This window comes from Arthrobacter hankyongi (genome assembly GCF_022012395.1).
In the GTDB taxonomy this organism is placed as follows: domain Bacteria; phylum Actinomycetota; class Actinomycetes; order Actinomycetales; family Micrococcaceae; genus Crystallibacter; species Crystallibacter hankyongi.
On the sequence record NZ_JAKLTQ010000014.1, the window covers coordinates 110,582 to 129,948 of the forward strand.

Annotated in this window: 22 protein-coding genes; 9 read left to right on the forward strand and 13 right to left on the reverse strand. The window is 67.8% G+C overall.

The genetic code is table 11. The features are described from left to right. Positions 1-97: 97 nt before the first annotated feature. Complete coding sequence (locus LVY72_RS16800; RefSeq protein WP_237822944.1) at positions 98-571, forward strand: 2'-5' RNA ligase family protein; 474 nt, start codon at positions 98-100, stop codon at positions 569-571. Between the two features lie 24 nt (positions 572-595). On the opposite strand, the gene LVY72_RS16805 is transcribed toward LVY72_RS16800, so the two are convergent. The 3 genes from LVY72_RS16805 to LVY72_RS16815 all read right to left on the reverse strand — a co-directional run bounded on the left by LVY72_RS16805 (position 596) and on the right by LVY72_RS16815 (position 2,309). Then, positions 596-1,555 (reverse strand): TIGR03086 family metal-binding protein, encoded by a 960-nt coding sequence (locus LVY72_RS16805; protein WP_237822947.1) that lies wholly within the window; start codon positions 1,553-1,555, stop codon positions 596-598. Continuing rightward, a complete protein-coding gene (locus LVY72_RS16810) occupies positions 1,552-1,947 on the reverse strand; it encodes an ArsR/SmtB family transcription factor (protein ID WP_237822948.1) in 396 nt (131 codons plus the stop codon). Before LVY72_RS16810 ends, LVY72_RS16805 begins: the two co-directional genes overlap by 4 nt. A gap of 131 nt (positions 1,948-2,078) precedes the next feature. Continuing rightward, complete coding sequence (locus LVY72_RS16815; protein WP_237822950.1) at positions 2,079-2,309, reverse strand: DUF3073 domain-containing protein; 231 nt, start codon at positions 2,307-2,309, stop codon at positions 2,079-2,081. A 293-nt stretch (positions 2,310-2,602) separates the two neighbouring features. Between LVY72_RS16815 and LVY72_RS16820 the strand changes: the two genes are divergently transcribed. After that, entirely contained in the window at positions 2,603-3,382 is a 780-nt protein-coding gene (locus tag LVY72_RS16820; RefSeq protein WP_237822952.1) for a septum formation family protein, read from the forward strand. A 40-nt stretch (positions 3,383-3,422) separates the two neighbouring features. Here the strand turns inward: LVY72_RS16820 and clpB are convergent, their stop codons facing one another. Beyond that, positions 3,423-6,023: an ATP-dependent chaperone ClpB gene (clpB, locus tag LVY72_RS16825; RefSeq protein ID WP_237822954.1), complete on the reverse strand. Its 2,601-nt coding sequence runs from the start codon at positions 6,021-6,023 to the stop codon at positions 3,423-3,425. A gap of 283 nt (positions 6,024-6,306) precedes the next feature. On the opposite strand from clpB, the gene LVY72_RS16830 reads away from it, so the two are divergent. Next, positions 6,307-6,825, forward strand: coding sequence for a GNAT family N-acetyltransferase (locus LVY72_RS16830; protein WP_237822956.1), 519 nt, complete (start codon positions 6,307-6,309; stop codon positions 6,823-6,825). Between the two features lie 13 nt (positions 6,826-6,838). Here LVY72_RS16830 and LVY72_RS16835 read toward each other — a convergent pair whose 3' ends face one another. Continuing rightward, complete coding sequence (locus LVY72_RS16835) at positions 6,839-7,396, reverse strand: YceI family protein (protein ID WP_237822957.1); 558 nt, start codon at positions 7,394-7,396, stop codon at positions 6,839-6,841. Between the two features lie 211 nt (positions 7,397-7,607). Here LVY72_RS16835 and LVY72_RS16840 point away from each other — a divergent pair, with 211 nt between their 5' ends. Then, entirely contained in the window at positions 7,608-8,078 is a 471-nt protein-coding gene (locus tag LVY72_RS16840) for a pyridoxamine 5'-phosphate oxidase family protein (protein ID WP_237822959.1), read from the forward strand. A gap of 7 nt (positions 8,079-8,085) precedes the next feature. Here LVY72_RS16840 and LVY72_RS16845 read toward each other — a convergent pair whose 3' ends face one another. Both LVY72_RS16845 and LVY72_RS16850 read right to left on the reverse strand, forming a co-directional pair. After that, the gene (locus LVY72_RS16845) at positions 8,086-8,511 is read right to left on the reverse strand and encodes a YccF domain-containing protein (protein ID WP_237822961.1); all 426 of its coding nucleotides are present in this window, start codon (positions 8,509-8,511) and stop codon (positions 8,086-8,088) included. A gap of 113 nt (positions 8,512-8,624) precedes the next feature. Then, positions 8,625-10,205: a DEAD/DEAH box helicase gene (locus LVY72_RS16850; protein ID WP_237822963.1), complete on the reverse strand. Its 1,581-nt coding sequence runs from the start codon at positions 10,203-10,205 to the stop codon at positions 8,625-8,627. Positions 10,206-10,468: 263 nt separating this feature from the next. On the opposite strand from LVY72_RS16850, the gene trmB reads away from it, so the two are divergent. Next, positions 10,469-11,380: a tRNA (guanosine(46)-N7)-methyltransferase TrmB gene (trmB, locus tag LVY72_RS16855; protein WP_237822965.1), complete on the forward strand. Its 912-nt coding sequence runs from the start codon at positions 10,469-10,471 to the stop codon at positions 11,378-11,380. Positions 11,381-11,392: 12 nt separating this feature from the next. On the opposite strand, the gene LVY72_RS16860 is transcribed toward trmB, so the two are convergent. Both LVY72_RS16860 and LVY72_RS16865 read right to left on the reverse strand, forming a co-directional pair. After that, positions 11,393-12,052, reverse strand: coding sequence for an anti-sigma factor family protein (locus LVY72_RS16860; protein ID WP_237822967.1), 660 nt, complete (start codon positions 12,050-12,052; stop codon positions 11,393-11,395). Further along, a complete protein-coding gene (locus LVY72_RS16865; RefSeq protein WP_237822969.1) occupies positions 12,049-12,540 on the reverse strand; it encodes a sigma-70 family RNA polymerase sigma factor in 492 nt (163 codons plus the stop codon). The genes LVY72_RS16860 and LVY72_RS16865 overlap by 4 nt, the downstream gene beginning before the upstream one ends. 269 nt (positions 12,541-12,809) lie before the next feature. Between LVY72_RS16865 and LVY72_RS16870 the strand changes: the two genes are divergently transcribed. Together LVY72_RS16870 and LVY72_RS16875 are read left to right on the forward strand one after the other, a co-directional pair. Beyond that, positions 12,810-13,325, forward strand: a complete 516-nt coding sequence (locus tag LVY72_RS16870; protein ID WP_237822972.1) for a COG4315 family predicted lipoprotein — start codon at positions 12,810-12,812, stop codon at positions 13,323-13,325. A gap of 147 nt (positions 13,326-13,472) precedes the next feature. Continuing rightward, positions 13,473-13,883, forward strand: coding sequence for a UPF0758 domain-containing protein (locus LVY72_RS16875; RefSeq protein WP_237822974.1), 411 nt, complete (start codon positions 13,473-13,475; stop codon positions 13,881-13,883). Here the strand turns inward: LVY72_RS16875 and LVY72_RS16880 are convergent. From LVY72_RS16880 to dnaK, 4 genes are all read right to left on the reverse strand, one after another. Beyond that, positions 13,813-14,238, reverse strand: coding sequence for a heat shock protein transcriptional repressor HspR (locus LVY72_RS16880; RefSeq protein WP_237822976.1), 426 nt, complete (start codon positions 14,236-14,238; stop codon positions 13,813-13,815). The genes LVY72_RS16875 and LVY72_RS16880 overlap by 71 nt on opposite strands. 22 nt (positions 14,239-14,260) lie before the next feature. Continuing rightward, complete coding sequence (locus LVY72_RS16885) at positions 14,261-15,232, reverse strand: DnaJ C-terminal domain-containing protein (protein WP_237822979.1); 972 nt, start codon at positions 15,230-15,232, stop codon at positions 14,261-14,263. A gap of 199 nt (positions 15,233-15,431) precedes the next feature. After that, positions 15,432-16,073, reverse strand: a complete 642-nt coding sequence (locus LVY72_RS16890) for a nucleotide exchange factor GrpE (RefSeq protein ID WP_237822980.1) — start codon at positions 16,071-16,073, stop codon at positions 15,432-15,434. A 2-nt stretch (positions 16,074-16,075) separates the two neighbouring features. Then, positions 16,076-17,947, reverse strand: a complete 1,872-nt coding sequence (dnaK, locus tag LVY72_RS16895) for a molecular chaperone DnaK (protein ID WP_237822982.1) — start codon at positions 17,945-17,947, stop codon at positions 16,076-16,078. A gap of 253 nt (positions 17,948-18,200) precedes the next feature. Here dnaK and LVY72_RS16900 point away from each other — a divergent pair, with 253 nt between their 5' ends. Together LVY72_RS16900 and LVY72_RS16905 are read left to right on the forward strand one after the other, a co-directional pair. Beyond that, the gene (locus tag LVY72_RS16900; protein ID WP_237822984.1) at positions 18,201-19,007 is read left to right on the forward strand and encodes a class I SAM-dependent methyltransferase; all 807 of its coding nucleotides are present in this window, start codon (positions 18,201-18,203) and stop codon (positions 19,005-19,007) included. A gap of 93 nt (positions 19,008-19,100) precedes the next feature. Next, a partial coding sequence (locus LVY72_RS16905) for a type II toxin-antitoxin system Phd/YefM family antitoxin (protein ID WP_237822986.1) occupies positions 19,101-19,367 on the forward strand: 267 nt, incomplete at its 3' end.

Consider the following 19,367-nt stretch of genomic DNA (forward strand, 5'->3'; position numbering starts at 1 on the left):
CTTCCCTGATCGACTGGACCGATATCGACCTTTTCAACGCCGGAAAGGTCGTTATCGGTCCAGTCGTTTGTGGTGAGGGGCGTGGCACACTGGTGCCATGGGTGCCTACGTCGCCGTAGTCTTCGTGCAGCCGGTGGAGGCCGGCTTCACCTTCCCGCGCACCGCCTGGCCGCTGCACATCACCCTGGCCCGGTTCGATACGAAGGAAAGTGCCGGAACCGTCGGCAGCAGGATCGGCGGCCCGCTCGCCGACCATCTGGGATTCGCGGTGAAGATCGGCGAGGACGCAGGATTCGGCCGCGGCGGCACGGTCCGGGTCTCGCTGGTCCAGCCTGATGCCCGGCTGCAGGCGCTTCATGACGGGCTGCTCGATACCCTCGGCCCGGAAGTCCACGTGCTCAGCCCGCAGCACAACCGCACCCGTTTCCGCCCGCATGTCACACACATGGATACCCGGCTGCATCCAGGCGACACCGTCCACGTGCGGCAGGCGGCACTGGTGGACATGAGGCCGGGCGGGGACAGCAGGATCCGCACGGTGCTGGCCGTCTGGACAGCCGTGCGCCCGTAGCCGGCCGCGGCCGGCATGCTGCGCCTACCCGTGCGGCTGCCGCCCGGTATGGGCCACCAGGCGATCCAGCGCCGGCGCATCCGGCGGCACCGGGACGGCGTCATCGAAGCCTGCCATCGCCCGCAGTTGCGGCGTCAGCTCGCCGAGTTCCAGGACCCGTTCGGCCAGCTCCGGCGGGGCGTCCAGCGGCCGGCCGGTGGCCTGGGCGAAGTCCCAGGCGTGGACCAGCAGTTCATTGTTGATCATGCCGGCGAGGAATCTCTCCTGTTCCGGCGCAAGCGTGCCCTCCCGCAGCCGCCGGGTGAACGCTTCGAGCACCGGCTGGGCCAGGCGCGCCATCCGGTCTTCGGCCGGGCCCGCGGTCCCGGCGCCGGTGGTGATGCCCAGTTCGCCGCCGGCAGCCTGCAGCGACCCGGCCAGGTGGTCCAGCAGTGCCGCCACGTCGAACTCCCGGCACGGTGTCCGCCGCGCCAGAGCCTCCTGGGGCAGGTCGCGCAGCACCCGCAGCAGCACCGCCAGCGAGGCGTCCGCCAGCGCCGCGGCATCCGCTTCCTGCAGCAGCCCGCCCCAGTCGTCCGGCCCGGGATCCTTGCCCGAGGCCACCGCGAGCAGCCGCTGCAGGTACCAGTCCCAGCCCTCGGCGTGCCCGGCGGCTTGTTCCGCGTCCAGTCCGGCATGCACCAGGGTCAGCCGTGTGCCGCCCTCGACGGGCTCGAGCGTGATCGTCACCGTGGCCGACTCTTCGGGCACCTCGTCCCGGCCTTCCCAGCTCTGGGTCCAGGAAATCCGGTGCCCGGGCTCGAGCTCAAGCAGCCGGCCTACCGCGTGATAGCCCGGTGCCACGGTCATCCGCGACTCTCCCCCGACCTCGACGGCGATCCGTCCGGCAATGATGTTCCACCGCCGCAGCCGCTCCGGCTCGGTAATCAGGGCGAAGGTCTGCTCGGGGTCCAGCGGCACGATCACTGTTTTTTCCACGTTCATGGCAGTTCTTCTTCCGTCCCGGCATCCGCGCCGCCGGCGTTCCCGGCGCCGCGGATGGTTTGATGCCCGGCTGTTTGGTGTGCCGAGGTTCGCGCATCGGCGACCAGCAAATCCAGTTCGCTGGTCCAGAAGGTGTCGATGATCCTGCGAAGTTCGGCAATTCCGGCCGGTTCCACTTGGTAATAGCGGAACCGGCCCTCGCGGCGGGCGGAGACCAGCCCTGCTGCCTGGAGGACGGCAAGATGCTGCGAGACCGCCGGTCTGCTGACCTCGAATCCGGCGGCCAGCTGTTGTACCGTCTGCTCCCCTGCGGCCAGCAGCTGCAGGAGCTTCCTCCTGTTCGGCTCTGCGGCGGCCTCCATCGGGTCCATCACCGTCAATATGTTAGTCATCACTTACATATCAGGCAAGGGCAGGCAGCGGACCCCGTTAAACGCCGCCGGCGGCGCGTCCTGGTGGGCGCGCCGCGGGCGGTAGGGGCTCAGATGATGACGGTGGCTGAGGCGGGCCCCAGCACAGTCGGCTAACCGATCCGGCGGGTGTCCTCGTCGTCGTCATCGTGATATTGATCCGCGTACTTGTCCTCGTATTCCGAGTAGTCCGCCTCGTACGGATCCTCGGAATACTGGCTCGAAGCATGGCTCTTCGCAGCGCCGAGTTCGCGCTGGAGTGCGGAATAGTCGGTAGCCGGGCTGAAATACTTCATGTCCCGGGCCTGCCTAGTCGCTTTTGCCTTCTGACGGCCGCGCCCCATGGCGTGACCCCCTTTTGTACGTCGATCCGGAGGTGGTCGCACGCGTGAACGCACGAGGCCCCGGAATATTGATCAGTTCTGTCGTACCTATAGGGTACATGGTTTCCAACCAACACGCGCCGCACTGTGTTCCCCGCCGCACCCCGCCGCCGGACTTTGGCCGGACCGCCGGCACCCGTATGGAAACGACCGGACGCGAAAACCTGCGGCGGCGGCCGATCGTTGGCTAAAGTCGAGGAGAACTTCGAATCCGGGTGGCACCCGGAGCACCGTGCCAGGAAGGTAGTTGCCCCATGAGCGAACAGTCCAGACCAGCCGGCGGAGGCAGCGCGCCCGGGGGCGGGTCCGGGGCTGGGCACGGTCCGGAAGCACCGGACCAGGACGCCGCGCCGGGCACGGACCGGCTGCCGGCCGCGGCGCCGGGCGGGCCCACGCCGCCGTCGCAGTGGACCCCACCGCCTCCGCCGGCCGACGGCGGCCCGGCCGAACCGGACTGGTACACCCGGCCGGCGCCGGCCACCAGCAAACTGGCCGCACAGCGGGCCAGGCCTGCCGGACCTGCCGGCTGGAAGCGGTGGCTGGCCATCGGCATCCCCGTGCTGGCTGCCCTGGCCGTTACTGCCGGCATCTTCCTCAGCCTGCGCCAGGACCCGTCCGCGGCCCGGTCCGCGGATGCCTCGGCGTCGGAGAGCGCCGGCACCGGGCCGGGTGGGGTCATTGCCAAAGACGTCTCGCCGCTCGATTTCAAGGCCGGGGACTGCTTTACCGACTTCCAGGCCGTGACCCTCAACGCCACGGTGGTCACCTGCAGCACCCCGCACGCCGCCCAAAACATCGGAACCTTCTCCTACCAGCCCTCGGATCCCTTCCCGGGCAAGGATGCCCTGAACGCGAAGGCGGAGCAGGTGTGCACCGCGATCAAGCTGAACAAGCAGGCCGGCAAGTACCCCTCGCTGCGCACTTCCTACGGGATGCCTTCGGAGGGCACCTGGCAGGAAGGCGACCGTCGGATCGACTGCTTTGTCATCGTCGACGGCGGCAACAAGCTCAAGGAATCGCTGATCGGCGGCTGAGGCCCCGCAGGCCCCGCCGGCGGCCAGCCGGCACGTGCGGCTACTTGGCCCGGACCACCAGCCCTTCGGCCGGCTCCTCCAGCGTGCCGCTCTCGCGGTCCACCAGCACCGTGTCGCCGTCGGAAATCTCCCCGGACAGCAGGCCGCGCGCCAGCCGGTCCCCGATCTCGCGCTGCACCAGCCGCCGCAGCGGGCGGGCGCCGTACGCCGGATCGAAGCCAGTCAGGGCCAGCCATTCCCGCGTCGCATCCGTGACCTCCAGGGTCAGCCGGCGCTCCCCCAGCCGGGCGGCCAGGGCCTGTACCTGCAGGTCCACGATCCGGGTCAGGTCCTCCAGGCTCAGCGGGTCGAACATGATGACCTCGTCCAGCCGGTTGAGGAACTCGGGCTTGAAACTGGAGTTCACCACTGCCATCACCGCATCCCGCTTCTGCTGGTCGGTCAGCGTCTGGTCGACCAGGTACTGGCTGCCCAGGTTGGAGGTGAGCACCAGGATCACGTTGCGGAAGTCCACCGTGCGCCCCTGGCCGTCCGTGAGCCGCCCATCGTCGAGCACCTGCAGCAGGATGTCGAAGACCTCGGGATGGGCCTTCTCGACCTCGTCCAGCAGGATCACCGAATAGGGCCGGCGGCGGACCGCCTCGGTCAGCTGGCCGCCTTCCTCGTAGCCGACGTAGCCCGGAGGGGCGCCGACCAGGCGGGAGACCGAGTGCTTCTCGGAATACTCGCTCATGTCGATGCGCACCATCGAGCGTTCGTCGTCGAACAGGAAGTCCGCCAGCGCCTTCGCCAGCTCCGTCTTGCCCACGCCGGTCGGACCCAGGAAAAGGAACGAGCCGGTGGGCCGGTTCGGATCGCTGATCCCCGCGCGGGCACGGCGGACCGCGTCCGAGACGGCAGCCACGGCCTTCTGCTGGCCGATCAGCCGGGACCCGATGGCCTGCTCCATGTGCAGCAGCTTCTGCGACTCGCCCTGCAGCATGCGCCCGGCCGGAATGCCGGTCCAGGCCGAGACGACCTCGGCGATGTCGTCGGCGGTCACATCCTCCGCCACCATCAGGTCCTTCTTGCCATCCTGCGATTCGGCGGCCTGGGCCTCATCCAGTTCGTGCTGCAGGCTCGGAATTTCCCCGTACAGGATCCGGGAGGCCTCGGCCAGGTCGCCATCGCGCTGGGCCTTGTCCGCCAGGCTGCGCAGCTCGTCCAGCTTGGCCCGTAGCTCGCCCACACGGTTCAGCCCGGCCTTCTCGGCCTCCCAGCGGGCGTTCAGCGCCGCCAGCTGTTCCTTCTTGTCCGCCATGTCCGCCCGCAGTGCCTCCAGCCGCTCGCGCGACGCCTCGTCGGCCTCGCCCTTGAGCGCCATTTCCTCCATCGTGAGCCGGTCCACGGAACGGCGCAGCTGGTCGATTTCCTCCGGCGCGGAGTCGATCTCCATCCGCAGCCGGGAGGCGGCCTCGTCCACCAGGTCGATGGCCTTGTCCGGCAGCTGGCGTCCGGTGATGTACCGGTTGGACAGCGTCGCCGCGGCCACCAGCGCCGAGTCGGCAATGGAGACCTTGTGATGGGCCTCGTAGCGCTCCTTTAGGCCGCGCAGGATGCCGATCGTGTCCTCCACGCTCGGCTCGCCTACGAAGACCTGCTGGAAACGGCGCTCCAGCGCGGGGTCCTTCTCGATGTTCTCGCGGTATTCGTCCAGCGTGGTGGCACCGATCATGCGCAGCTCGCCGCGGGCCAGCATGGGCTTGAGCATGTTGCCCGCGTCCATGGAACCCTCCGCGGCCCCGGCTCCGACCACGGTGTGCAGTTCGTCAATGAAGGTGACGATCTGGCCGTCGGAATTCTTGATCTCCTCGAGGACCGCCTTGAGCCGTTCCTCGAACTCGCCGCGGTACTTGGCACCGGCCACCATGGAACCCAGGTCCAGGCTGATCAGGGTCTTGCCGCGCAGGGATTCGGGCACATCCCCGGCCACGATGCGCTGGGCCAGTCCTTCGACAACGGCGGTCTTGCCGACGCCCGGCTCGCCGATCAGCACCGGGTTGTTCTTGGTCCGGCGGGACAGCACCTGGATCACCCGGCGGATTTCGGCATCACGGCCAATCACCGGGTCCAGCTTGCCCGAGCGCGCGATTTCGGTCAGGTCGGTGCCGAATTTCTCCAACGCCTGGAAGGTGTTCTCCGGGTCCGCATTGCTCACCTTGCGGTCCCCCCGCACCCCGGGCAGGGCCGCCAGCAGCGCTTCATGCGAAGCGCCGGCGTCCCGCAGGATGCCACCCACCGGGCCGCTGTCCGCAGACAGTCCCAGCAGCAGGTGTTCGGTGGACACGAAGGAATCCCCCAGCTTTTCCGCTTCCGCCTGGGCGACGGAGATCACCTTGAGGAAGGCGCGGGAAGACTGAGCCTGCGCCACCGAAGAGCCCGACGACGACGGCAGCGCCTTGATGGCCGAACTGGCCTGCACGCTCACGGCATCGGGGGCCGCTCCGGCGGCCTTCAGCAGGGCTACCGCCACGCCGTCGCGCTGGTCCATCAGGGCCTTGAGCAGGTGTGCGGGCTCGATCTGCGGATTGCCTGCCGTCGAGGCGTTCATGGCCGCGGCGGACAGCGCCTCCTGGCTCTTGGTGGTGAATTTGGCGTCCAAAGCGAGCTCCCTTCAGGCAGGTGCCTAACAAATTTGAAAGCAATTAACTTGAGTGTAATTGGCTCAGGTTTGGAAGTAAAGCTGTTCCCGAACTGCATCGCGGTGCTCCTATCCCATCGTGGCACCGCCGGCAGCCGGCGGAAAGCGCCACCGGCGAACGCCAGCGACAAGCCGCCTCCTCCCCCTCGGCAGGCTCGGGCCGGGACCCTCGGCACTAGCGGCGAACGCTAGGCTGGGGGCATGGCATCCCCGATTCCGGCACCCCGGCCGCGGCATGGACCCGGTGCTGCACACTAAGCGGCTGGCCCTGCGGCGGCCCGTGCCGGAGGACCTGGACGACATGCTCAGGATCCTCGCCGACCGGCGCAGCACACCGGCCGGATCCGCGGAGGCGCTGACCTGGCGGGAGGAAGCCGAGGGGATTTTCCAGCGCTGGGACCGGCACTGGGAGCAGCACGACGCAGGCCGTTACACCGTGCGCCTGCGCGGCCGCGACCGGGTCATCGGCTTCGCGGGGGTCGGCCGGATCCTGCGGGACGGCAGACCGGTACTGCAGCTTCATTGCCTGCTCGAGCACCGGGCCCGCGGCCGGGGCCTCGGCCGCGAAGCCGCGGCCGCCGTCGTCGGCCAGGCAAATGAATTCTTCGAATTGCCGCCGATCCTGGCCCGGGTGCACCCGCAGGACCGGGCGGCGGTCCGCCTGGTCCTGGGGCTGGGATTCGTCCTCGACCCGCAGCAGGGCGCGGAGGAAGCAGCCGGCTATGAGGACGGCTACGTGCTCAACTGGGGCCGACAACTCTAGCCGGCCCCTGCGGCTAGCTCTTTTCGACCTTGATGGCCGAGACCTCGAACTCGAGGGTGATCTTGTCCGAGACGAGCAGCCCGCCCGAGTCCAGCGCCGTGTTCCATTTGACGCCGAACTGCTGGCGGTCGATCCGGCGGGTTCCTTCGAAGCCGGCGCGCAGCTGGCCGGACGGATCCCGCTCCACGCCCATAAACTCGAGGGGCATGCCCACTTCCTGGGTGACGCCGCGGATGGTCAGGTTGCCGTTGACGATGAAGCTGGTGTCCCCCACCTGGTCGATCCGGGTGCTTTCGAAGGTAATGTACGGAAAATTGGGGGCATCGAAGAAATCATTGGTGCGCAGGTGTTCGTCGCGCTGGGCATTGCGGGTATCGATGCTGGCAACCTTGATTTTCACGCTGACCTTCGAATTCGAGGGTTCCTCCACGTCAACGTAGGCGATCCCCTCGATATCGTTGAAGGCCCCACGGACCTTGGTCACCATCGCGTGGCGGGTGGAAAAGCCAATGCGCGTGTGAGTCGGGTCGAAACGCCATTCCCCTGATAGGTCCGGTGAAAGTTCCAGCATGGAGACAGCCTCCTGGATTAAGGGCCAGTTGCCACCTGCAAAACAGCAGCGGACGTCAACCTGGCCCGGCGACTACATAGCTGGTGAGCTATGAGGGTTATTCCAGCACAATCCTAGTCACATTTCACCGGCGCGACGCCGAAATTCTCCCGCACGGCCGCAGGGACGGCCGCACCTACCCTTGCACGGGGGCGCTCAATACACTAGGCCTATGGACGAGCGCGACGATGCCCCGAACATCGAGATCCTTTCCGCCAGCCAGTGCTGGGAAATCTGCCGCGATGCCGAATTCGGCCGCCTGGCGGTGATTGTCGGCGGCCATCCGGAGCTCTTTCCGATCAATTACGTGGTGGATCACGGCACGGTGGTGTTCCGCACCGCGCCAGGCACCAAGCTCGATGCCGCCCTCGCCGGGGCCCCGGTCGCGTTCGAGGTGGACGGCTTCGATCCCTCCAGCGCCACGGCCTGGAGCGTGGTGGTCAAGGCCAGTGCGGAGCGGATGACCAGCATCGAAGACGTTCTCGCCTCGGCCCTGCTCCCGCTCTTTCCGTGGCAGCGCGGCGAAAAGGACAACTTCGTGCGGCTTGTACCCGGGGAAATCACCGGACGGCGGTTCCCCATCGAACCCACGGCACGCCGCCGGCTGGGGCTGGGCGACATACGCCGCTTCCAGATCGAATAGCCGGAGCTCAGCGCACCAGCCGCGGACCGTACTGGCGGCCGTATACCGAGTATGCCTGGTCCGAAGGCACAATCACCTTGCCCAGCGGGGTCAGCGAAATCGGAATCATCTTCAGGTTGGCGATGGCCAGCGGAATCCCGATGATCGTCATGGCCTGGGCGATGGCCGTCAGGACATGGCCGATGGCGATCCAGATCCCGGCCACCAGCAGCCAGATGATATTGCCCAGCGTGGACATCAGGTAGGTGCGGCCGCCGCGGTCCACCACGGTCCGGCCGAACGGCCACAGCGCGTAGCCGGCGATCCGGAACGAGGCGATGCCAAAGGGAATGGTGACAATCAGCAGGCAGCAGACCACGCCCGCCAGGAAGTAGCCCAGCGCCAGCCAGATGCCGCCGAACAGGAGCCAGATAACGTTCAGGATCGTCTTCATACCCGACATTCTGGCCCCTCGTGCGGCACCGCGCCATCAGGGGTGTCCCGGACCCGGCCCCGGAAATGGCGAACCCGCCCGGGAGCTCTGCTCCGCGGGCGGGTTCCGGGACGTCAGCGGGCGCGGCGAGCGTTGCTGGCCGGCGCACCGGCCCGGCGGTTTCCGCGGCGCGGGGAGGACGACGGCGCCGCCGTCCCCCGCTGTTCGTTCCGGCCGCCCTGCGGCTGGGCCTGTCCGGCGGCACGCTGGGTCGAACCCGCTGCACGCTGGCCGGTGGCCGGACGGCGGCCGGCCTCGGCAGCCGGACGGCCGGTACGCCCGGCACCGGCGGACCGGGCCGGAGCCTGTTCCGTGCGGCCGGAGGCGCCGCGCGGAGCCTGCTGCCGGCCGGTGCTGCGGGCGGCCCGCTTGCGCTGGGCGTTGGCACCGGTGGACTTGCCCTGTCCGTGGTTCACGGCCCGGCGGCTGGCCTCGGCGGCGGCTTTGCGCTGCTGCGGGTCCACCTTGGCCGCGATATCGCCGACCAGCCGGGCCACCAGCGCCGAACCGGGCGACACCGTCTCGAAGGCCACTTCGACACCGGCGGACTTCATCATCTTGCCCACTTCCAGCTTCTGCTCCGGCACGGCGACCGTCACCACGGTGCCTTCGGAACCGGCCCGGGCGGTGCGGCCGGAGCGGTGCAGGTAGGCCTTGTGCTCCGTAGGCGGATCCACGTGGACCACCAGCTCCACCTCGTCCACGTGGACGCCGCGCGCGGCAACGTCGGTGGCCACCAGGACCCGGACCTCGCCGGACGCGAATTCGGCCAGGTTGCGGTCGCGGGCGTTCTGCGAGAGGTTGCCGTGCAGATCCACCGCCGGGATGCCGGCGTCGGTCAGGGTCTTGGCCAGCTTGCGCGCGTGGTGCTTGGTACGGGTGAAGAGCACCCGGCGGCCCTGCCCGGAGGCCAGGGTCTGGACCAACTGCCGCTTCACGGTCTGGTCCGCCACAACGAGCACATGGTGTTCCATCGTGGTGACTGCCGCCTGCGGATCATCCACCGAGTGGGTCAGCGGGTTGGCGAGGAAGCGCTTGACCAGCTTGTCCACGCCATTGTCCAAGGTGGCCGAAAAGAGCATCCGCTGTCCCTGCACCGGGGTCGCGGCCAGCAGCCGCTGGACCACCGGGAGGAAACCCAGGTCGGCCATGTGGTCGGCCTCGTCCAGCACAGTGATCTCCACCGACTCGAGGGTGAGGATCTTTTGCCGCATCAGGTCTTCGAGCCGGCCGGGGCAGGCCACGACGATGTCGACGCCGGCACGCAGGGCCTTTTCCTGGCGCTGTTGGGACACGCCGCCATAGATCACGGTGGTGTTCAGGCCGAGTTCGCCGGCCAGGGGTTCGATGGTGGCATTGATCTGGGTGGCCAGCTCGCGGGTGGGGGCCAGCACCAGGCCGAGCGGCCGGCCAGGCCGGCGGCGGTAGGCCGCTTCCTGCTCGGCCAGCCGGGAGACCAGCGGCAGCGCAAACGCCAGGGTCTTGCCTGAGCCGGTGCGGCCCCGGCCGAGGACGTCGCGCCCGGCAAGGGTGTCCGGCAGGGTTTCGACCTGGATGGGGAACGGTTCGGTAATGCCGTTGGCGGCCAGCGAGGCAACGAGCGGCTTGGCGACGCCGAGGTCCTTGAAAGAGCGCACGGCAGTAGAAGTAGTCATAATTCCTGGAAGGTACTTTCGGTCAGTGGCCCCGGCACCGGTATGGACCAGGGGGTCGCCGAAGAAAAGCCAGACAGCGTCAACCGCAAGGTTCCGGGCGGCACTCAGGTGCGGTCTCCGGAGCTGCGGGAGAAGATTGCATGCGTTCATCGACGCAGGGAACACCGGCGGCACGGTGCCACGATGGTGTTCCAAGTAAACCAATTCTACCAGTAGCGGCCGTCCGCCCTGCCCACGGGCCCTGTGCGGCTAGGCTGGAAGGGATGACCGACTTGTCCAGCACCCCCGAGCTTCCGCCCACCGAACAGCCCGCCGCCGAGCCGGCGGCAGCGCCCCGCGGCCAGCCGTTCAGCTTTGTCCGCCGCGGCTCCCGGCTGCAGGGCCGGCGGCAGCAGGCCTGGGACCTGTATGCCGGCGAATTCGTGGTGGATGTCCCCCGCCGTGAGTCGGACACCTCGGTGGATCCGGACTATGTCTTCGATCCCGTTGCCGCTTTTGGACGTGAGGCGCCGCTCGTCGTCGAAATCGGTTCCGGACTCGGCGAGGCAGTCTGCCACGCCGCCGTGGAGCATCCCGGCTGGAACTTCCTGGCGGTGGAGGTCTACCGGCCCGGACTGGCGCAAACGCTGCTGAGGATCGGCCAAAACCATCTGGACAATGTGAGGGTGGTGCAGGCCAACGCCCCCGAGGTGCTGGCCACCATGCTGGCCCCCGGGTCCGTGGCGGAGCTTTGGGTCTTCTTCCCCGACCCCTGGCACAAGACCCGGCATATCAAGCGCCGCCTGGTCCAGGACAGCTTTGCCGACGCCGCCGCCAGGGTCCTGCGGCCGGGGGGCCTGTGGCGGCTCGCCACCGACTGGTCTTCCTACGCCATCCAGATGCGCGATGTAGGCCAGGCCTCCGCAGACTTCGTGAACGTGCATGATGGTGAACGCACCGGGCCGGACAGTCCGCTGACCCGGGTGTGGGCCAGCGGCGTCGAACAGGTGGTGGGCGGCGCCCCGGTGCGCGAAGGCAGGGTTCCGGTCAGCACCGGAAATGCCAGCGAAGGCGAGGGACTGGACACCGCCGGCGGCTGGGCGCCGCGCTTCGAGGGCCGCGCCCTGACCAGCTTCGAGCAGAAGGCGCACAAGGCGGGCCGGATGATCTTCGACCTCACGTTCAGGCGCCGGTAGCGCCACCGGCGCTCAGTCGTGCATATAGACGGCAGCCACCGGGATGTCGCGCGCGTTGCGGATCTCCACACAGGTGATGTCGTCGGGCATCGTCGCCGTCGATGCCACGAGCCTGGCCTTCCCCGTCGGCGTCGCCTGCCAGGTGGCCACCTGCCAGTCGACACCGGTACGGTCGGTCAGCCACAGGGAGAGCACACCCTCGGCCGGCAAATGCGCGCCGTCCACCGCCAGTTCCGTGCCCCACGCCCGGTGGACCAGGTCGAGTTCCACCTGCAGCCCGGAGGACGCCGTCATATTGTAGGTCTCCATGTCCTGCTTCGGACGCAGCACCAACGGGCCGGCGACGGCGCCGATGACCAGGCAGGCCGCAGCGACACCGGCCACCACAGCCGCCATCCGCCACCGCATGTGCCGGCGCCGCCGGGCCAGTTCGGCCAGCAGCCGCTGCCCTGCCTGCTGCGTCTGTTCGGGGGCAGGCACCGCCAGCGCCATCGCGTCCTGAACCGGCAGGGCCCTCAGCGCGTCCGGCAGGGACTGCAGGCCCGCCAGCTCCTCCCGGCACAGCGGGCAGCCGGCCAGGTGCTGCTCCAGCAAGGCACGCTCGCCAGGCTCAATGCCGCCGAGGACGTACACCCCGAGCAACTGGCGCAGGTCCTCGTGGCCCTCCGTCACGGTTCGACTCCCATCTCGTCCAGCACGGCCCGCAGTGCCCTCACGGCATAGAAGGCACGGGACTTCACCGTGCCCAGCGGGATCTTCAAGGCTTTGGCCGCATCCGCGGCGGTGAGACGCTGGTAGTACAGGGCCAGGATGACGTTGCGGTGCTCCGGGCTGAGCCGCCGCAGTGCTTCCTCCATCAGAACCCGCAGCAGCAACTGGTCCACCTGGTCCGCCGCGGCCAGCTCCTCCTCCGGCTCGCCGCTTTCCTTCACCCGTCTGGAGCGCCGGCGGTATTCATCGATGATCACGTGCCGGGCCGTCTGGTAGAGGTAGCCGCGCAGGTTCTCGGGATCCGCGCCGCGCCGCCACACCCGCAGGATCGTTTCCTGCACCACGTCCTCGGCCTGGTCCGGATTCGACATGGCTGCCAGCACAAACCGCCGCAGGGCCACCGCATGATCACGGTACAACTGCGTGACGGCTTCATCCTCCATGGGCATGGACGACCTCCTGGCCTGGCCGCCGGCAGCGGACGGCCCCTAACAATAGGAACGCGCACTCGCCCCAAAAAGGTTCAGCGCCCGGACGGCCAGTACACATGAGGGTGCTTGGAAGTTCCGTGGGATGGACGCCCGCGCAGGCCGGTCAAGATTTTCCGGCCTGCTGCTGAACCATTGCCGCTTGCGGCTACGTCTTTGCAGGTAGCGGCACGCATCCGGCGGACCGCGCACCCGGGGACAATCCGGTCGATGGTAAGGAAACACACGTCATGAAGCTCAATCTCAGCGGCGCGGCCGTCATCCTGGCGGCAGGCCTCATTGGACTCACCGGCTGCGCTTCGGGCGGAAACTCCGGCAGCGCCCCGGCCACGCAGTCGGTGGCCCCGGCTCCGGCCACGCCGTCGATGGCGTCGCCGTCGTCGGTACCGCAGGGAAGCGCCGAACTCAAGGTTGCCGATTCCAAGCTGGGCAAAATCGTAGTGGATGCCAAGGGCATGACGGTCTACTACTTCACCAAAGACGTCAAGGATTCGGGCAAGAGCAACTGCACCGGTGAATGCATCGCGGCCTGGCCGCCGGTGCTGACCGAAAGCGACAACCCGAAGGTCGAGGGCGTCACCGGCGCCGTGGGCACTATCCCCACGCCCGAGGGCAAGAAGCAGATCACCATCAACGGGATGCCGATCTACCTCTGGGTCAAGGACACGGCCCCCGGGGATACCACCGGCCAAGACGTGAACGAGGTCTTTTACGTGGTGGCCCCCGACGGGCAAATGATCAAGTAGCAGCCGGATCCCCAGGTCCGGTGGCCGTTCCCCGCCCGGGTCCGGCGCCCTGGCCACTCGTCCTGCACAGGCGGCCCGAAGCCTGACTTGTGCACAGCGGACCGTTGCCGGCACGAGGCCGGCAATGGTCCGGACTAGGTTGGGGCCATGACACGGCACACCAGCATCGCGGATCTGCCTGCCGCCGCCCGCCCGCGGGAACGGCTTCAGCGGCTGGGCCCGGGCAGGCTGCGCGATTCCGAACTGCTGGCCCTGGTCATCGGTTCGGGGAACCGGACCACCAGCAGCCTGGAACTGGCCCGGCTGATCCTCAAGCGGTTGGGCGGCCCGTGCGGCGTCCGCGCCGCGGCACCGGAGCGGCTGCAGGATATCCCGGGGGTGGGCGCGGCGCTGGCCGCACGGATCACCGCCGCCATGGAGCTGGCCGGGCGTGGTGCCGGCGGACCGGAAGGCCGGTCCGATGCGGCCGGGACGCCGGAACCGGATGCTATTGCTGCGGGCGCCAGACCATCACGGCCTGGGTGCGCGGACGCGGCCGCTGGCCGCGGGCCAGACTGACCACGTCGCCGGCCAGGCCCGCGGCGAAAATCCTGCTGGTTTCCAGCAGCTCCCGCCGTTTGGCGTCCTCCAGTTCCGCGCCCAGCTCCTTGACCCGTGCCTGCAGTGCGGCGACCTGGTGCTCCAGTTCGAGGATGCGCTTGATGCCTTCCAGGGACACGCCTTCCTGGGACAGCCGCTGCACCTCGCGCAGGGAATCCACGTCCTGCTGCGAATAGCGCCGCTGGCGGCCGGCCTGGCGGGACGGGGATACCAGCCCCAGCCGGTCGTACTGCCTCAGCGTCTGCGGATGCATCTCCGCCAGTTCGGCTGCCACGGAGATCACAAAAATAGGCGCATTGCGGTCAATGCTCATTGATGTCCCTCCACGATCCGGCTTACAACCTGGCCTTGGCGGCGAGGTTGTGCCGAGGATCCGCATCCGCGGTGGCCTCGGCGAAGGCCTTCACCGCGTCCTCGGCCTGTTTGTTCAGGTTCTGCGGTACCACGACGTCGATCGTCACCAGCAGGTCTCCGGTGCCCTTCGATGTCTGGACCCCGCGGCCCTTGACCCGCAGCGTCCGGCCCGACGGCGTGCCGGCCGGGATCTTGACCTTCACGGTCTCCCCGGTGACCGTGGGTACCTCGATCTGGGCGCCCAGAGCCGCTTCGGCGAAGGTCACCGGCACATGGATGCGCAGGTTGTCGCCGTCGCGGGTGTAGAACGGATGCTGCTGGACGTTGACGGTGACCATCAGGTCGCCGTTGCCGGCCGGACCCGGCTGTCCCTTGCCCCGGACACGCACCTTCTGCCCGTCCCGGATCCCGGCCGGAATCCGGACGTCGATGACTTCGCCGGACGGCTCGCGCAGGCCGATCCTGGTGCCGTTGATCGAACCTGCGAACGAGATGGTGGTCGTGGCCGTACGGTCGGCGCCTTTGCGCGGCGGAGCCTGCTGCTCATAACCGCCGAAGCCCCCGCCGAACAGGTCGGCAAACTCCGGCGGGATGTTGCCACCGCCGAATCCGCCGCTGGACCGCCCCCGGCCGGCCTGGCCGAACAGGTTGCCGAAAACGTCCTCGAAACCACCGGCACCGGGCCCGCCGGCACCGCCGGCGCTGAAGCGCGCTCCGCTGCCCATGGCCCGGATCGCATCGTACTGCTGGCGTTCCTCCGGGTCGGACAGGACGGAGTAGGCCTCGGACACGTCCTTGAACATCTTCTCGGCAGATTCGTCGCCGGCGTTGGTGTCCGGGTGGTATTTCCGGGCCAGCTTCCGGTAGGCCTTCTTGATATCCGCCTCGGAAGCGTCCTTGGAGACACCAAGGATCTTGTAGAAGTCTTTCTCGACCCAATCCTGGCTAGCCATCCAGGCGCCTCCTTATCGGTGTAGTTCAAAGTCTATGATGACCGCCGCTGTGCCGTGCTGGCGGAACAACGCGGGGTTGGCCTTCGGGAAAGGCGGCTTTAATACTTCCAAAGGCGCTCTGCGCCTGCGGAAGTCTCGTTGCCGCCGGCCGAAGGCCAACCCCGCCCTCAAGGTGGGCCGCACACGGCCCGTGAGGGGATTATTCCGGCACTGCCACGATCACCTGCGCCGCGCGCAGCGTCCGGCTTCCAGCCTTGTACCCGGAACGCAGAACCTGCTGCACGGTGTCGGTGCTGACCTCCGCGCTGGACTGCTGCATCAGCGCCTCGTGGACGGTCGGGTCGAACTCCACGCCGGCATCCCCGATGCGCTCAAGCCCGAGGCCGGTAAGCACCGTTTCGAGCTTGGTGGCGATGGCGGCGAACGGCCCGTCTGCGAGGTCGCCGTGCTGGCGGGCGGCTTCGATGTCATCCAGAACCGGCAGCAACGCGTTCAGCGCGCCGGCCACGGCCGATTCACCGGCCACCGCACGGTCCCGTTCGACACGCTTGCGGTAGTTGACGTACTCCGCCTGAAGGCGGAGCAGGTCGTTGCGCAGTTCCGCGGACAGGTCCTGTTCCGGGGCACCGGCAGAGGCCTCGTTCAGGATCTGCTCGGCCTGGGCCAGTGCATCACCCGTATCGTGGGCTTCGTCCACCGGCCGGACTTCCTCGTGGGCGGCATCGTCCGGGTTCGCCCGGACCTTGCCCGTGGCCGGATCGATCTTCCGGTTGTCCCGGATTTCGATCGGTTCCTGGCCGGCAGCCGCCGAGTGCTCTTCCTCGTTTCCGTGGTGGGGCATGGCTACTTCTTCTCGTCCTCGTCGACAACCTCGGCGTCGACAATGTCCTCGTCGGCTCCGGAGGTGCCGGCACCCGCGCCGGCGCTTGCGCCCGGGTTCGCGGAGGCACCGTCGGCGGACTGCGCTTGGGAGTAGATCGCCTCGCCAAGCTTGGTCTGGGACGCCTGCAGCTTCTCGAACGCGGCCTTGACCTCGTCGTCGTTGTCCTGCGACTCCAGGGCCTTCTTCAGGGCGTCGACGTCGGCCTTGACCTCGGTCTTCACGTTCTCCGGGAGCTTATCCTCATTGTCGGTGAGCAGCTTGTCCACCGAGTACGCCAACTGTTCGGCCGAGTTGCGGCGGTCCGCCGCTTCGCGGCGCTTCTTGTCCTCGTTGGCGTGCTCCTCGGCGTCGCGGACCATGCGGTCGATGTCATCCTTGGACAGCGCGGTGCCGCCGGAGATGGTCATGGACTGCTCGGCGCCGGTGCCCTTGTCCTTCGCGGAGACATGGACAATGCCGTTGGCGTCGATGTCGAAGGTGACCTCGATCTGGGGTACGCCGCGCGGCGCCGGGGCAATGCCGGTCAGCTCGAAGGTGCCCAGCGGCTTGTTGTCCCGGGTGAACTCGCGCTCGCCCTGGAAGACCTGGATGGCCACCGACGGCTGGTTGTCATCGGCCGTGGTGAAGGTCTCGGACCGCTTGGTCGGGATCGCAGTGTTGCGCTCGATCAGCTTGGTCATCACGCCACCCTTGGTTTCGATCCCCAGGGACAGCGGGGTGACGTCGATGAGCAGCACGTCCTTGCGCTCGCCCTTCAGCACACCGGCCTGCAGGGCGGCACCAACGGCCACAACCTCGTCCGGGTTCACGCCCTTGTTCGGCTCCTTGCCGCCGGCCATTTCCCGCACCAGGTCCGAAACGGCCGGCATACGGGTGGAACCGCCGACCAGGATGATGTGGTCAATGTCGGAAACCTTGATGCCCGCTTCGGTGATGACATCGTGGAACGGCTTCTTGGTACGGTCGAGCAGGTCCGCGGTCAGTTCCTGGAACTTCGCACGGGACAGGTGCTCGTCCAGGTGGACCGGGCCCTCCGGGGTGACGGAGAGGTACTGCAGCGAGATGTTGGTGGAGGAAGCGGAGGACAGTTCCTTCTTCGCCTGCTCGGCTGCTTCCTTCAGGCGCTGCAGTGCGATCCGGTCCTTGGACAGGTCCGCCCCCTTGGCCTTGGCCTGCTTGAGCAGGTAGTCCACGACGCGCTGGTCCCAGTCGTCGCCGCCGAGCCGGTTGTCACCGGCGGTGGCGCGCACCTGGATGGTGGAGAAGTTGTCCTCGTCCTTGCCCACTTCCAGCAGGGACACGTCGAAGGTGCCGCCGCCGAGGTCGAAGACCAGGATGAGCTCGTCTTCCTTGCCCTTGTCCAGGCCGTAGGCCAGCGCCGCGGCGGTAGGCTCGTTGACGATGCGCAGCACGTTCAGGCCGGCAATCTCGCCGGCCTCCTTGGTGGCCTGGCGCTCGGCGTCATTGAAGTAGGCCGGGACGGTGACCACCGCATCGGTGACCTTTTCACCCAGGTAGGCCTCAGCGTCGTGCTTGAGCTTCTGCAGGATACGGGCGGAGATTTCCTGCGCGGTGTACTTCTTATCGTCGATGCTGACGGACCAGTCGGTGCCCATGTGGCGCTTGACCGAGGCGATGGTCCGTTCGATGTTGTTCACAGCCTGGCGCTTGGCGATTTCGCCGACCAGCACTTCGCCGGACTTGGAGAACGCCACCACGGACGGGGTGGTGCGGCTACCTTCGGCGTTGGCGATGACGGTGGGTTCGCCACCTTCCAGAACCGAGACGACGGAATTGGTGGTTCCGAGGTCGATACCTACTGCACGCGACATATGCATGTCCTTTCATCGTTGGCCGGCAGACGGCCGTATTGAGCGATCTGCACTCAAGTTTACCCGGCCCGCCGGAGATGTCAACAATACTTGAGTGTAGTCGGCTCAAGTTTGTGGCCGGAAGCCGCCGGAACGGCGCACGACCGGCGAAGTATAGGCCGCGCAAGGTGCCGCCGACAGGGGGATTTCATCCCGCGCAACAGTGGCAGCGTCGTGCTACGCCCTACGGGTACATGCGGAGTAACCTCCAGACATGAAGAACGAGGTCTATTCCCACGGGCATCATCGCAGCGTGGTCAATGCCCACGCCATCCGCACCGCAGCGGACTGCGCCGCCTACCTGCTCCCGCACCTGAAGCCGGGCATGTCCGTGCTGGACGTCGGCTGCGGTCCGGGCAGCATCACGGCCGACCTGGCCGAACTGGTAGCGCCGGGGGAAGTGACCGGGCTGGACCGCTCCGAGGACGTCCTCGAGCAGGCGGCCGAGCTGGCCGCCCTACGCGGCATCGAGAACGCCACCTTCGCCAGCGGCAACATCTACGATCTGGCGTACGACGACGATACCTTCGACGTCGTCCACGCCCACCAGGTGCTGCAGCACCTGGCCGATCCGGTCGCCGCGCTGTACGAGATGCGCCGCGTGGCCAAGCCCGGCGGCATCATTGCCGTGCGCGACGCGGACTTCCACGGGATGAGCTGGTACCCGGCCATGCCCGAGTTCGACGAGTGGATGGAGACCTACCAGCAGATCGCCCGCGGCAACCATGCCGAGCCGGATGCGGGGCGCCATCTGGTGTCCTGGGCGCTTGCCGCAGGCCTGCGCGACATCGAACCGTCCTCATCCAACTGGCTATACGCGACAGAGGAAAAACGCGCCTGGCAGGGCAATGTCTGGTCCGAGCGCGTCCTGCATTCGGCCTATGCGGAGCAGGCCTTGGAACGCGGCCTGGCGGACCAGGCCGGACTTGAGCGGATCGCGCAAGGATGGCTGGACTGGGCAAAGACCCCCGACGGCTGGTTCCTCATCCCGAACGGGGAAATCCTGGCCCGCAAGCCGTAGCGGGCGGGGTTCCTCCCGGAGCGGGAGGAACCCCGCTTGAGGACGCTCCTGCGGCGCTTGAATGGTCCTCCACAGGCGGTGCCGGGACCGGTCATGGCGGAGGTTGACCAACTAGACTTGGTCAACCTGGGACAGTACAACGTCCAGGATGCCAAGACACGGTTCTCCGAGCTGTTGAACCTGGTTGAAAACGGCGAGGATGTCGTCATTGCCAAAGCGGGCCGCCCCGTCGCCCGTTTGGTAAAAATCCATCCCCCGGCCCAGCGCCGGCTCGGGTTCCTCAAGGGGTCGGTCCCCGCCAACGTCCTCGACCCGATGACCGAGGAGGACCTGGCGGCATGGGAACAACCGTTTTCCTCC